Source organism: Amycolatopsis sp. N2S4-7, assembly GCF_058119595.1.
Genome location: NZ_CP172299.1, coordinates 4,167,897 through 4,181,094, shown reverse-complemented (window position 1 = coordinate 4,181,094; position 13,198 = coordinate 4,167,897). Strand labels below are relative to the sequence as shown.

Here is a 13,198-nt window from a genome sequence, read left to right as displayed (position 1 = left end):
GAGAACAACGTGGCTACTCCGACCGAACTCAGGCTGCCGCGCTACGGGGAGGACCCCGACGGCACGCACCCGCCCCTCGACTACGCCGGCTACCGCTCCACGGCGCTGCGGTACCCGAAACAGCCGCTGGTGCTGCTCCCGCAGATGCTCACCGAGGTCACCGGCCCGCTGCTCGGGCCGGGCCGCCTCGGCGAGCACGACAACGACCTCACCCGCCGGCACGCGGGCGAGCCGCAGGGGCAGCGGATCATCGTCACCGGGCGGCTGCTCGACGGCGACGGCCGTCCGGTGCGCGACTCCCTCGTCGAGATCTGGCAGGCGAACGCGGGCGGCCGCTACCGGCACACCGGCGACCGCTGGCCGTCCCCGCTCGACCCGAACTTCGACGGCGTCGGCCGCACCCTGACCGACAGCGACGGCCGCTACACCTTCACGACCATCAAGCCCGGCGCCTACCCGTGGAAGAACCACGACAACGCCTGGCGCCCGGCACACATCCACTTCTCGGTGTTCGGCTCGGCGTTCACCCAGCGGCTGGTCACCCAGATGTACTTCCCGGACGACCCGCTCTTCTCCCAGGACCCGATCTTCAACTCGATCCCGGACGAGAAGGCCCGGCAGCGGATGGTCTCGCGGTACGACCACGACATCACCCAGTCCGAGTGGGCGCTCGGATTCCAGTTCGACATCGTGCTGCGCGGGCGCGACGCGTCGGTGTTCGAAGAGGAAGAGGAGGGCGAGGACTGATGACCAGGCTGCTGCCCACCCCTTCGCAGACCGTCGGCCCGTACCTGTCGATCGGGCTGCCCTGGCCGGACGGCCCGCACGTCGTCCCCGAGGGCACGCCCGGCGCGTTCTGGATCCGCGGCACCGTCCGCGACGGCAACGGCGACCCGGTCCCGGACGCCATGATCGAGACGTGGCAGGCCGACCCGGACGGCGGGTTCCGCCACCCCGACAACCCGCGCGGCGAGGCGTCCGGCGAGTTCCGCGGCTTCGGCCGCTGCCCGACGGCCGCCGACGGCACCTACGGGATCCTCACCCTGCTGCCGGGCGTCCTGCCCGGCGCGGACGGCATCACGCAGGCCCGCCACATCGACGTGTCGGTGTTCGCGCGCGGCCTGCTCAACCGGGTCGTCACGCGGATCTACTTCGAGGACCAGGACAACTCCGAAGACCCGGTGCTGGCCACGGTTCCGCAGGAGCGGCGCGGCACGCTGATCGCGGCGAAGACCGAGGACGGCTACCGCTTCGACGTGCGGCTGCAAGGTGACGGCGAGACCGTCTTCTTCCGGGTATGACGGGGGTGACGGAGTGAGTGCCGTGCGGCTGCACCGGGTCGTGGAAGGGCCCGGCGACGGGCCGGTGGTCGTGTTCGGCGGCTCGCTCGGCAGCGACCACCGCATGTGGGAACCGCAGGTCGCGCCGCTGGTGGAGCGCGGCTTCCGGGTGGTCCGGTACGACGCGCGCGGGCACGGCGCCTCGCCGGTGCCGCCCGGGCCGTACGAGCTCGACAACCTGGGTGCCGACGTCGTCGCGCTGCTGGACGACCTCGGTGTCGCGCGGGCGCACCTGGTGGGCCTGTCGCTCGGCGGGATGACCGGCATGTGGCTCGGCGTCCACGCGCCCGACCGGATCGCGAGCCTGGTGCTGTGCTGCACGTCGGCGAAGCTCGGCCCGCCCGGGATGTGGGTCGAACGGGCCCGCGCGGTCCGCGCCGGGGGCACCGCCGCGATCGCCGAGGCCGGGGTCGGCCGCTGGGTGACGCCGGAGTACGCGCGGCGCCACCCCGACCGCGTCGAATTCCTGCGCGCGATGATCGCCGCGGTCCCGGACGAGGGCTACGCGGCCTGCTGCGGGGCGATCGAGCGGATGGACCTGCTCGACGTGCTGCCGAAGATCACCGCGCCCACCCTGGTCATCGCGGGTGCCGAGGACCCGGCCACCCCGCCGGGGGAGCACGCGCGGCCGATCGCCGACGGCATTCCCGGCGCGCGGCTGGAGGTCGTGGCGAACGCCGCGCACCTGGGCAACTACGAGCGGCCCGACGAGTTCAGCAGGCTGATCCTCGAGCACCTGGAGGCGATGTGACCGGCGAACGGCACGAGCGGGGCATGAAGGTGCGGCGCGAGGTGCTCGGCGACGAGCACGTCGACCGCGCGGTCGCGGGCACCACGGAGTTCAGCCGCCCGTTCCAGGACTACATCACCGAAGGCGCGTGGGGCTCGGTGTGGGCGCGCGACGGCCTGGACCGCCGGACCCGCAGCTGCGTCACGCTGGCGGCGCTGACCGCGCTGCAGGCGCACAACGAGCTGGCGATGCACGTCCGCGCCGCGGTCCGCAACGGTCTCACGGCCGCGGAGATCGGCGAGGTGCTGCTGCACACCGCGGTCTACGCCGGCGCGCCGGCGGCGAACGCGGCGTTCGCCATCGCCCAGCGCACCCTCGCCGAGCTCGGCGAGCCGAGCGCCCTGCCGGCCGACGCCGGATAGGGTGCCGGGCATGGAAGCGGGGAGGCCCATCGAAGCCGAGCTCGACGGCGAACCGGCGCACCGCGGCGCCCACCACGTGCAGTCGCTGGAGCGCGGGCTGGCCGTGATCAAGGCCTTCCACGCGGGCGCGGCGGAGCTGACCCTCAGCGACGTCGCCCGCACGACCGGCCTCACCCGCGCGGCGGCGCGGCGCTTCCTGCTGACCCTCACCGACCTCGGCTACGTCCGCACGGACGGCAAGTACTTCTCGCTGACGGCCCGGGTGCTGGAGCTGGGTTACTCGTACCTGTCGAGCATGACGCTGCCCGAGGTGGCGCAGCCGCACCTGGAGCACCTGTCCGCGGGCGTGCACGAGTCGAGTTCGGTCTCGGTCCTGGAGGGCACCGACATCGTCTACGTGGCGCGGGTGGCGGTGTCGCGCATCATGACGGTCAGCATCAACGTGGGCACCCGCTTCCCGGCGTACGCGACGTCGATGGGGCACGTCCTGCTGGCTGGCCTCAGCAAAGCGGAGCTGGAGGCGTACTTCGTGGTGGCCAGCCTGGACCGCCTGACCGACCGCACGGTCACCGCCCCCGATCGCCTGCGAGCCGAGCTGGCCAAGGTAGCGGAGCAGGGCTGGGCGATGGTCGACCAGGAGCTGGAGGAAGGCCTCCGCTCTGTGGCGGCCCCGATCCACGACCGCAAGGGCCGAGTGGTGGCAGCGGTCAACCTGTCGACGCACGCCAGCCGAACGACGGCGGAGTCGGTGCAGAAGGACCTGGTCCCCCCATTGTTGGCCACGGCCCAAGCCATCGAAGCCGACTTGGCGGTCGGCGCCCCAGGCCGCGCCCATGGCTGACCAGGTTCGGACGACGGCACCCACGACCGACCTGCTTGCCCCACCGCCCTCCGGTGCCGCGTCGCCCGCTGGCACCGGATCGCCCGCAGGCACCGCATTGCCCTCCGGTGCAGCGTCGCCAGCCGGTGCCGGATTGCCCGCCAGCGCCCCACCCGTCGCCGGACTGCTCCTCGCGGCCGGGGCCGGTCGTCGCTTCGGCGGCCCCAAAGCCCTCGCCGAACTCGACGGGGAGCCCTTCGTCCTCCGGGCGCTGAATGCCCTGACCGCCGCCGGGTGCAGCACGATCCGGGTCGTTCTCGGCGCCGCCGCGGAGGACGTTCTCGCCCTCCTGCCCGACCCCGCCCAAGCCGTGCGCGCCGAGGACTGGGCCAGCGGTATGGGCGCCTCCCTCAAAGCCGGACTGGCGGCGCTGGCCGAGACGGAAGGCCCGGTCGCGGCGCTCGTCCACCTGGTCGACCTCCCTTGGGTCGGAGCCGACATCCTCACCAGGGTCGCCGCAAACGCGACGACCGAGACGGTCGCCCGTGCGGCCTACGACGGCATCCCCGGCCACCCCGTCCTCCTCGGCCGCCACTGGTGGCCGGAAATAGCCCAAACCGCCCAGGGCGACCGAGGCGCCCGCGACTGGCTGGCCACCCGCCCCGACCTCCACCTGATCGAGTGCGCCGACCTGGGCAGCGGCCGCGACATCGACCACCGAACAGACCTCCCCGGCCCAGCGGCTTCTTAACGCCCAACGCGCCGACCTCGCCCGCCCCCGCGACGCCCGAGCGAACACCCGCGCGCCACGCCGATTAGGCGAGCCTTCCGTGGCGTGGCTGCGCTGACCTCGCCCGACCGGCAGACCGCGCCACCGGCTGCGCTGACCTCGCCCGACCGGCAGACCGCGCCACCGGCTGCGCTGACCTCGCCCACCCGGCAGACCGCGCCACCGGCTGCGCTGACCTCGCCCGACCGGCAGACCGCGCCACCGGCTGCGCTGACCTCGCCCACCCGGCAGACCGCGCCACCGGCTGCCCTGACCTCGCCCGACCGGCAGACCGCGCCACCGGCTGCGCGGTCTGCCGGGTGGGCGCCCACTAGCGAGCACCGCCCCCGGCGCAGGCCCGCCCAGCCAGGCAGGCCCGGAGCGAGCTCCGCCGCGCGCGGACCTGCCCACCCGCAAACCCCAGCAGGGCCGCGCCCGACTCACCCCCTGCGAGCCTGCCCACCCCAGCAAGCACCGCGCCCGGGCCGAGCTCGGCCTACGATCGACACTGTGACGGACTCGCTCGCCTCGCCTGAAGAACTTGCCGCCGCGCTCGACGTGACCGGTTACCTCGCCGATGACGGGCTGGCCACCGCCGGCTTCCTCGCCCTGCGGATGGGGCGGCCGCTGTTCTGCGAAGGCGAACCCGGCACCGGCAAGACCTCGCTCGCGCTGGCCCTCGCCGCCGCTCTTGATCGGCCGCTTGTCCGGCTTCAATGCCACGAGGGCATCGATGCCGCCCAGGCCCTCTACGAATGGGACTTCCCGCGTCAGCTGCTGCACCTGCGCGCGCTGGAGGCCGCCGGGGATGGGCACCTTGATGTCGAGGCCGCCGAGCGCTCGCTCTACACCGAACGGTTCCTGCTGGCCCGGCCGCTGCTGCAGGCCCTGATCACCGCGCCGTGCGTGCTGCTGGTCGACGAGATCGACCGCGCCGACGACGAGTTCGAAGCCTTCCTGCTGCAGCTGCTCGACGAGCACGCCGTCACCATCCCCGAATACGGCGAAGTCCGCGCCGAGCAGCCGCCGCTGGTGGTGCTCACCTCCAACCGGACCCGCGAGGTGCACGACGCCCTCAAGCGCCGCTGCCTGTACCACTGGCTGGAACACCCCGACCTCGCGCGGGAAGTCACGATCCTGCGCCGGCGGATTCCGCAGATCGGCGAACTCCTCGCCCGGCAGATCGCCGAAGCCGTGCACCGGCTCCGCGAAATGGATCTGCTGAAACCGCCGGGAGTCGCGGAGTCGCTCGACTGGGCGCGTGCCCTCCTGACGCTCCAGCGTGACGAGCTGGACGCCGCATCGGCCGCCCGGACGCTCGGCGCCGTCCTCAAGTACAGCGAAGACCTCGACCGCGTCCGCGCGAAACTCGACGCCCTGTTCGCCTGACCACTGTCCACAAGGGACAGTGGATTAATTGCGTTGACCCCCGACGGGGCCTCGGGCATTCTTTTGCCAGCACACCGCACCGAAAGGAGGAGATCGTGACCCGATTCCGGCACCTGGACCGATGCGGCACGATCTCCCGTGCCGTCCGCTGAAATTCCTTTTCTTTCCGAAGGCTCTTCGCGCCCACCCGCCGCTACCTTGGGTCGGCCGCCGCGAAGAGCGCGGCCTGCGCCCGCCCGGGGAGGGGTGCGCGCGGGCCGCCCCGTCCCGGTAGCTCAGCAGGACAGAGCGCGGCGCTACGAACGCCGAGGTCCGAGGTTCGACTCCTCGCCGGGACACCGACAAGCACCCGCGCAGACAAGCGCGCAGGGCGGGCACCCGCGCAGACAAGCACGCAGGGCCGACAACCACCGCGCCGACAAGCGCGGCGCTCGCAACCGCGCAGGCCGACAATCACCGCGCAGCCAAGCGCCCAAGGCCGACAAGCATCCGCGCCGACGAGCGCACCCCGCCGACAGGCGCACAATGGAGTCATGACCACGGTCTCCGATCCGGTGGCCGGCTACGCCGGGTTCGCCGCCGCGCTGCGTGAAGCCGGGGTTGCCTGCGATGCGCACCGCGTTCAGGCCTACCTGACGGCCGTCGGCGAGGTCGATGTCGCCGAGCCCACCCAGCTGTACTGGGCCGGGCGGCTGACGCTGTGCTCGAGCCCCGACGACCTCGCCTGCTACGAAGAGGCCTTCAGCCAGTGGTTCTCGATCGAGACGCCCACCCCGCAGCGCGCGAAGTCCGTCGTTCCGAAGCAGGCCCGGATCGCGCCCCTCGTCGACGCGGAGGGCGGGGACGCCGAGGGCGGGGACGGTCCCGAGCAGCTGAAAGTCGCCGCCAGCACCCAGGAGGTGCTGCGCCACCGCGACCTCGCCGCCTTGACCACCGCCGAGCGGGAACACCTGCGCGAACTCCTCGCCACCCTCCGCCCGGCGCCGCCGAGACGGCCCGCTTCCCGGCGGACGCCGTCGCGGCGCGGGCGGCTGGACCCGTCGCGCACGCTGCGCGCGATGCTCGCCAGCGGCGGTGAACCGGTGAAACTCGCGCGCGTCCGGCGCGGCAGCAGGCCGCGCCGGGTGGTCCTGCTCATCGACGTCTCCGGTTCGATGAGCCCGTACGCCGACGCGTTGCTGCGGTTCGCCCACGTCCTGACGCGGTCCGCGCCCCAGTCCGTCGAGGTCTTCACGCTCGGCACGCGGCTGACCCGGGTCTCGCGCCAGCTCCGCCAGCGTGACCCGGAGCGCGCGATGCTCGCGGCGGGCTCGGCGGTGCCGGACTTCGCCGGCGGCACCCGCCTCGGCGAGACGCTCCAGGCGTTCCTCGACCGCTGGGGCCAGCGCGGGGTCGCGCGCCGCGCCGTCGTCACCGTGTTCTCCGACGGCTGGGAGCGCGGCGACACCGGTCTGCTCGGCGAGCAGCTCGCCCGGCTGCGCCGGCTCGCGCACGCCGTATTCTGGGTGAATCCGCATGCCGGCCGTGCGGGGTACGCTCCGGTCCAGTCGGGCATCGTGGCCGCGCTGCCTCACATCGACCGGCTGCTGGCCGGGCACACCCTGGCCACTTTGGAACGACTGCTCGGGGAGATTTCCGATGCGTGACGTACTGGACGACGTGTTCCGCCGCTGGTCGGCGGGGGAGACCGTCGGGCTCGGCACCGTGGTCGCCACCTTTTCCTCGGCGCCGCGCGCGCCCGGCGCCGCGATGGTCGTCGCGCCGGACGGCACCGTCGCCGGCAGCGTGTCCGGCGGCTGCGTCGAGGGCGCGGTCTACGAGCTCGCGCAGGAGGTCGTCGCCGAGCGCAAGCCGGTGCTGCAGCGCTACGGCGTCACCGACGACGACGCGTTCGCGGTCGGCCTGACCTGCGGCGGGATCATCGACATCTACGTCGAGCACGTCGACCGGCAGTCGATGCCGGAGCTCGGCGACGTCGTCGCGTCCGTGCGCGGCGGCGAGCCGGTCGCGGTCGTCACGATCATCGAGCACGAGCGGGACGGCCTGGTCGGCGAGCACATGATCGTCTGGCCGGACCGGACCGCGGGTTCGCTGGGATCGTCGCGGATGGACGACGCCGTCGCCGACGACGCCCGCGGCCTGCTGGCCAGCGGCCGCACCGGCACCCTGCACTACGGCCCGGACGGGCAGCGCCGCGGCGAGGGGATGGCGGTGTTCGTCAACTCCTTCGAGCCGCCGCCCCGGCTCCTGGTGTTCGGCGCGATCGACTTCGCCGCCGCGATGGCGCGCATGGGCGCCTACCTCGGCTACCAGGTCACGGTGTGCGACGCGCGGCCGGTGTTCGCCACGGCCAGCCGCTTCCCGGACGCGCACGAAGTCGTCGTCGACTGGCCGCACCGCTACCTGCGGGCCGAGGCCGACGCGGGCCGCATCGACCAGCGCACGGCGATCGCGGTGCTGACCCACGACCCGAAGTTCGACGTGCCGCTGCTGGAGGTCGCGCTGCGCCTGGACGTCGGTTACGTCGGCGCGATGGGCTCCCGCAAGACGCACGACGACCGGTTCGCGCGGCTGCGCGAGGCCGGGATCACCGAGGCGGAGCTGGAACGGCTGTCCTCGCCGATCGGTCTCGACCTGGGCGCGCGCACCCCGGAGGAGACGGCGGTGTCCATCGCGGCGGAGATCATCGCGCTGCGCTGGGGCGGCGGCGGGAAGCGCCTCGCCGAGCTGAGCGGCCGCATCCACGGCTGACTGTCCCGGGTTTTCCGCTGCTCCGGCTGGCCCATAAAAGTTCACCCATCCGGACTTCCGCGAATGCGGTGGCCCACCGAGGATTTCCGCGTATCTGCGGAACAAGTAGTTGAACGTGTGACATCAGGACTTGTCCGCGCGAAGGTCGCGTAGCACGCTCGGGTCTGTGAGCCCGATCACGGTCGGGCCTGGCCGTTCCCGAACCGGCTCGCCGCTGCCACACCCCCGGCGGGCATCCGCTTTTTTGGAGGCCTGATGCGCATCTCCGTCACTGTCGACGGGACGAAGTACACCGACGAAGTCGAGCCCCGCACCCTTCTCGTGCACTACCTGCGAGAGCGGCTCGGCAAGGTCGGCACCGTCGTCGGCTGCGACACCAGCAACTGCGGCGCCTGCACCGTCCACCTGGACGGGCACAGCGTGAAGTCCTGCTCCGTGCTGGCCGTGCAGGCCGACGGCTGCGAGGTCACCACCGTCGAAGGCCTCGCCCGCGACGGCAAGCTGCACCCCGTCCAGCAGGCCTTCCACGACAACCACGCGCTCCAGTGCGGGTTCTGCACGCCGGGGATGATCATGCAGTCGATCGACCTGCTGGCCGACAACCCGGACCCGGACGAGCAGGCCGTCCGCGAAGGCCTCGAAGGCAACCTCTGCCGCTGCACCGGCTACCAGAACATCGTCCGCGCGGTCCGCGACGCCGCGCAGCACATGAGCCCCGGCGCCGGCCCGGAGGCCGAGCGGATCGCCGAGAACAAGCACGTCGGCGTGGGTGGTGACTGATGACCGCGACGATCGAACCGGAGGTCGGGAAGTCCCGCCGCCGCAAGGAGGACGAGCGGCTGATCACCGGCCGCACCCGCTGGACCGACAACATCACGCTGCCGGGCCTGCTGCACATGGCGGTCCTGCGCAGCCCGTTCGCGCACGCCAAGATCGTCTCGATCGACACGTCGGCGGCGAAGAACGCCTCCGGCGTCGTCGCCGTCTTCACCGCGAAGGACCTCGACCCGGACAGCGCGATCGGCATGCCCTGCGCGTGGCCGATCACCCCGGACATGAAGGCGCCGCGCCGCCCGGTCCTCGCCGCCGACCAGGTCAACTTCGCCGGTGAGGGCGTCGCGGTCGTCGTCGCGCGGTCTTCGGCCGAAGCGCACGACGCGCTGGAGGAGATCGACGTCGAGTACGACGAGCTGCCGGCCGTGCTCGACATGGAAGCCGCGATCGCCGACGGCGCCCCGCTGGTCCACGAGGACCTGGGCACCAACACGAGCGCGGTGTGGAAGTTCGACTCCGGCGAAGCCGGCACCGGCGGCAACGTCGAGGACGCGCTCAGCTCGTCGGAAGTCGTCGTCAAGCGCCGCTTCCGCCAGCAGCGCCTGGTCCCGGCCTTCATGGAGCCGCGGGCCTGCGTCGTCGACCCGACCAGCAGCCAGATCACCATGTGGTCGGCCACGCAGGTGCCGCACATCCTGCGCGTGATGTCGGCGCTGACGCTCGGCATCCCCGAGCACAAGCTGCGCGTGATCGCCCCCGACGTCGGCGGCGGCTTCGGCGGCAAGATCGGCGTCCTGCCCGAAGAGATGATGTCCCTGCTGGTCGCGCAGAAGCTCGGCAAACCGGTCAAGTGGAACGAGACGCGGTCGGAGACCATGCTCGCCGCGCACCACGGCCGCGACCAGATCCAGGACATCACCATCTCCGCGACGCGCGACGGCCAGGTGACCGGCCTCAAGGTCGAGCTGCTCGCCAACCTCGGCGCGTACAACGGCCTGGTCGGCCCGGGTGTGCCGATCCTCGGCGCGTTCATGTTCAACGCGATCTACAAGATCCCGGCGTACCACTTCGCCTGCACCAACGTGTACACCACGACGACGCTGACCGACGCCTACCGCGGCGCCGGCCGGCCCGAGGCGACGTTCGGGATCGAGCGGATCATGGACGAGCTCGCCGTCGAGCTCGGCATGGACCCCCTGGAACTGCGCGAGAAGAACTGGATCAAGCACGAGGAGTTCCCGTTCACGACGGTGTGCGGGCTGACCTACGACTCCGGCAACTACGAGGCGGCCACCGCGAAGGCCAAGCAGCTCTTCGACTACGACGGCCTGCGCGCCGAGCAGGAGAAGCGCCGCGCGGCCAAGGACAAGGTGCAGCTCGGCATCGGCATCTCGACGTTCACCGAGATGTGCGGGCTCGCGCCGTCGCGGGTGCTCGGGTCGCTGGACTACGGTGCCGGCGGCTGGGAGTACGCGTCGATCCGGATGCTGCCCACCGGCAAGGTCGAGGTCACCACGGGCGCGTCCGCGCACGGGCAGGGGCACGAGACGGCGTGGAGCCAGATCGTCGCCGACCAGCTGGGCGTCGCGTTCGAGGACGTCGAGATCCTGCACGGCGACACGCAGTCGTCGCACAAGGGCATGGACACCTACGGCTCGCGGTCGCTGGTTGTCGGCGGGATCGCCGTCATCAAGGCCGCCGAGAAGGTGATCGCGAAGGCCAAGCCGATCGCGGCCCACCTGCTCGAATGCGCCGAGGACGACCTCGAGTTCGCCGGCGGCAAGTTCACCGTCAAGGGCACCGACACGTCGACGACGATGGGTGACGTCGCGCTCGCCGTGTTCGCGGCGCACAACCTGCCCGACGGGGTCGAGCCGTCGCTCGATTCGGACGCGACGTTCGACCCGGAGAACTTCTCGTTCCCGCACGGCACGCACCTGTGCGCCGCCGAGGTGGACACCGAGACCGGGCGGATCAAGCTGCGCTCGTACGTCTGCGTCGACGACGTCGGGGTCGCGGTGAACCCGCTGATCGTCGAGGGCCAGGTGCACGGCGGGCTCGCGCAGGGCATCGCGCAGGCGCTGTTCGAGGGCACCGAGCACGACGAGAGCGGCACGCTCACCACCGGCACGTTCGCCGACTACCTGCTGCCGTCGGCGGCCGACCTGCCGTCGTTCACCACCGACCGCACGGAAACGCCGTCGACGACGAACCCGCTCGGCGCCAAGGGCGTCGGCGAGGCGGGCACCATCGCGTCCACCCCCGCGGTGGTCAACGCGGTGATCGACGCCGTGCGGCCGTTCGGGGTCGGCGACATCGAGATGCCGTTGACGCCGATGCGGGTCTGGCACGCCATCCAGCACGGCACCACCGACGCGGGCGGCCCCGGCCGCGACGAAGCCGGTGGCGGGCTCGGTTCGATCGACGCTTCCGGAGGTGCGCAGTGATCCCGGCTTCCTTCGACTACGTCCGCCCGTCCACAGTGGACGAAGCGGTGCAGGCGCTGGCGTCGGCGGGCGAGGACGCCAAGGTGCTGGCCGGCGGGCAGAGCCTGCTGCCAGTGCTGCGGATGCGGCTGGCCACGCCGACGACGCTGATCGACCTCGGCCGCGTCGCGGAGCTGCGCGGCGTGCGGGAGGAGGGCGACGAGCTGGTCATCGGCGCGATGACGACGCACTACGACGTGCAGCGCGACGCGCTGATCGCTGCGCACGCCGCGTTGCTCAAGGAGGCGACCGACACGGTGGCCGACCCGCAGATCCGCCACCGCGGCACGCTCGGTGGCGCCATCTCGCACGCCGACCCGGCGGGCGACCTCCTCGCGCCGGTGCTGGCGCTGGAGGCGTCGCTGGTGGTGGCCGGTCCCGGTGGTCGCCGGACGGTGCCGGCGGCGGAGTTCTTCCAGGACCTGTTCACCACGGCGCTGGCCGCGGACGAGCTGCTGGTCGAGGTCCGCATCCCCAAGCACACGGGGTGGCGGGCGCACTACGAGAAGTTCAACCGGGTCGCCCAGGCGTGGTCGATGGTCGCGGTCGCGGTCACCGTCCGCACCGAGGCCGGCGTCATCGAGGAGGCCCGGGTCGCGCTGACGAACATGGGCTCGACCCCGGTGCGCGCCTCGGGGGTCGAAGCGGCGCTGGTCGGGGTCCAGGCCTCGGCCGACTCGATCGCCGCGGCGGCTTCGCACGCGGCGGAGGGCACGAACCCGCCGGTCGACAGCAACGCCGACGTCGAATACCGCCGGCACCTGGCCCAGGTGCTGACGGGTCGCGCGATCGCGGCGGCGGCGGGAGCCTGACGCTTCACCCTGGCCGCCGCTCCGGTGGCGGCTAGGGTGGGCATCGGACCCCGTCGTCTTCAGGAAGGAGGTCGGCCCGTGCGGCTCGACCACGAATTCACCGTCCCGGCTCCGATCGGCGAGGTCTGGCAGGCGGTCGTCGACCCCGAACGCGTCGCCCCGTGCATGCCCGGCGCGACGCTGACGAAGGTCGAAGGGGACAAGTTCAGCGGCACGGTGAAGGTCAAGCTCGGGCCGATTTCCCTGCTGTACAAGGGCAACGGCGAGTTCCTCGAAAAGGACGACGCCGCGCACAAGGTCACGATCAAGGCCTCGGGCAAGGACTCGCGCGGCGCGGGCACGGCGGCCGCGACGGTGACGCTGACCCTGACGGAGGCCGAGGGCGGCACGCACGGCACGGTGGCGACCGACCTGTCGATCACGGGCAAGCCCGCCCAGTTCGGCCGCGGCCTGATCAGCGAGGTGGGCGGCAAGATCCTCGACACGTTCGCGGGCTGCCTGTCGGGCAAGCTCGCCCCGGCGGCCGAGCCGGCCCCGAAACCCGGGGCGGCATCCCCGGCGCCCGAGTCACCGACGGCAACGCCGGAGCCGGTGGCCAAGCCGGAACCGGCGGTCAAGGCGGCCCCGACCACCCCGGAGATCAACACGGAGCCGAAGCCGGCTGCGGACCGTCCCCCGCTCCACAGCGTTCCGGCGGCCCCGGAGACCGAGGCGATCGACCTGCTCGACTACGCGGGGCAGTCGGTGCTGAAGCGGGTGGCGCCGGTGCTGATCGCGATCGCCGCGGTGGTGGGGCTGGTGGCGGTGGTTCGGGCGCTGCGCAAGTAGGGGAGTTTCGCTCGGGTTCGCGGTGGCGGGCCGGGTGGCTCGCGTCGGCCGGCCGTGTCCTCCGCGGTTGAGTCGCG

The 13,198-nt window shown here is 72.4% G+C and carries 13 protein-coding genes and 1 tRNA gene; all 14 read left to right on the top strand.

The features are described 5' to 3' along the window. Window positions 1-9: 9 nt before the first annotated feature. The 14 genes from pcaH to ACH54P_RS19485 all read left to right on the top strand — a co-directional run bounded on the left by pcaH (window position 10) and on the right by ACH54P_RS19485 (window position 13,121). Window positions 10-747, top strand: coding sequence for a protocatechuate 3,4-dioxygenase subunit beta (gene pcaH, locus ACH54P_RS19550; RefSeq protein WP_489914729.1), 738 nt, complete (start codon window positions 10-12; stop codon window positions 745-747). Continuing rightward, window positions 747-1,301 (top strand): protocatechuate 3,4-dioxygenase subunit alpha, encoded by a 555-nt coding sequence (gene pcaG, locus ACH54P_RS19545; protein ID WP_489914727.1) that lies wholly within the window; start codon window positions 747-749, stop codon window positions 1,299-1,301. Before pcaH ends, pcaG begins: the two co-directional genes overlap by 1 nt. Before the next feature lie 13 nt (window positions 1,302-1,314). After that, window positions 1,315-2,091 (top strand): 3-oxoadipate enol-lactonase, encoded by a 777-nt coding sequence (gene pcaD, locus ACH54P_RS19540; RefSeq protein WP_489914725.1) that lies wholly within the window; start codon window positions 1,315-1,317, stop codon window positions 2,089-2,091. Further along, on the top strand, window positions 2,088-2,492 hold the full coding sequence (pcaC, locus tag ACH54P_RS19535; protein ID WP_489914723.1) for a 4-carboxymuconolactone decarboxylase: 405 nt from the start codon (window positions 2,088-2,090) through the stop codon (window positions 2,490-2,492). Before pcaD ends, pcaC begins: the two co-directional genes overlap by 4 nt. Window positions 2,493-2,502: 10 nt before the next feature. Next, window positions 2,503-3,333 carry an IclR family transcriptional regulator domain-containing protein gene (locus tag ACH54P_RS19530; RefSeq protein ID WP_489914721.1) on the top strand — a complete coding sequence of 277 codons (831 nt, stop codon included), beginning with the start codon at window positions 2,503-2,505 and terminating at the stop codon, window positions 3,331-3,333. Window positions 3,334-3,466: 133 nt separating this feature from the next. Continuing rightward, window positions 3,467-4,063, top strand: a complete 597-nt coding sequence (locus ACH54P_RS19525) for a nucleotidyltransferase family protein (RefSeq protein ID WP_489914720.1) — start codon at window positions 3,467-3,469, stop codon at window positions 4,061-4,063. A gap of 528 nt (window positions 4,064-4,591) precedes the next feature. Beyond that, a complete protein-coding gene (locus ACH54P_RS19520; RefSeq protein WP_489914718.1) occupies window positions 4,592-5,470 on the top strand; it encodes an AAA family ATPase in 879 nt (292 codons plus the stop codon). 264 nt (window positions 5,471-5,734) lie between these two features. Further along, window positions 5,735-5,808 (top strand) — tRNA-Arg (locus tag ACH54P_RS19515). Between the two features lie 195 nt (window positions 5,809-6,003). Further along, on the top strand, window positions 6,004-7,116 hold the full coding sequence (locus tag ACH54P_RS19510; protein ID WP_489914716.1) for a vWA domain-containing protein: 1,113 nt from the start codon (window positions 6,004-6,006) through the stop codon (window positions 7,114-7,116). Further along, window positions 7,109-8,221, top strand: a complete 1,113-nt coding sequence (locus ACH54P_RS19505) for an XdhC family protein (RefSeq protein ID WP_489914714.1) — start codon at window positions 7,109-7,111, stop codon at window positions 8,219-8,221. Before ACH54P_RS19510 ends, ACH54P_RS19505 begins: the two co-directional genes overlap by 8 nt. A 255-nt stretch (window positions 8,222-8,476) precedes the next feature. Then, on the top strand, window positions 8,477-9,001 hold the full coding sequence (locus tag ACH54P_RS19500; RefSeq protein ID WP_489914712.1) for a (2Fe-2S)-binding protein: 525 nt from the start codon (window positions 8,477-8,479) through the stop codon (window positions 8,999-9,001). Continuing rightward, a complete protein-coding gene (locus tag ACH54P_RS19495; RefSeq protein ID WP_489914710.1) occupies window positions 9,001-11,442 on the top strand; it encodes a xanthine dehydrogenase family protein molybdopterin-binding subunit in 2,442 nt (813 codons plus the stop codon). Before ACH54P_RS19500 ends, ACH54P_RS19495 begins: the two co-directional genes overlap by 1 nt. After that, entirely contained in the window at window positions 11,439-12,293 is an 855-nt protein-coding gene (locus tag ACH54P_RS19490; protein ID WP_489914708.1) for an FAD binding domain-containing protein, read from the top strand. Before ACH54P_RS19495 ends, ACH54P_RS19490 begins: the two co-directional genes overlap by 4 nt. A 78-nt stretch (window positions 12,294-12,371) precedes the next feature. Further along, a complete protein-coding gene (locus ACH54P_RS19485; protein ID WP_489914706.1) occupies window positions 12,372-13,121 on the top strand; it encodes an SRPBCC family protein in 750 nt (249 codons plus the stop codon). Window positions 13,122-13,198: the final 77 nt, after the last annotated feature.

What these genes read in the sequence shown, in the direction of transcription:
- pcaG (WP_489914727.1), top strand. Translation starts at nt 747, where the DNA reads ATGACCAGGCTGCTGCCCACCCCTTCGCAGACCGTCGGCCCGTACCTG.
- ACH54P_RS19530 (WP_489914721.1), top strand. Translation starts at nt 2,503, where the DNA reads ATGGAAGCGGGGAGGCCCATCGAAGCCGAGCTCGACGGCGAACCGGCG.
- ACH54P_RS19510 (WP_489914716.1), top strand. Translation starts at nt 6,004, where the DNA reads ATGACCACGGTCTCCGATCCGGTGGCCGGCTACGCCGGGTTCGCCGCC.
- ACH54P_RS19505 (WP_489914714.1), top strand. Translation starts at nt 7,109, where the DNA reads ATGCGTGACGTACTGGACGACGTGTTCCGCCGCTGGTCGGCGGGGGAG.
- ACH54P_RS19500 (WP_489914712.1), top strand. Translation starts at nt 8,477, where the DNA reads ATGCGCATCTCCGTCACTGTCGACGGGACGAAGTACACCGACGAAGTC.
- ACH54P_RS19495 (WP_489914710.1), top strand. Translation starts at nt 9,001, where the DNA reads ATGACCGCGACGATCGAACCGGAGGTCGGGAAGTCCCGCCGCCGCAAG.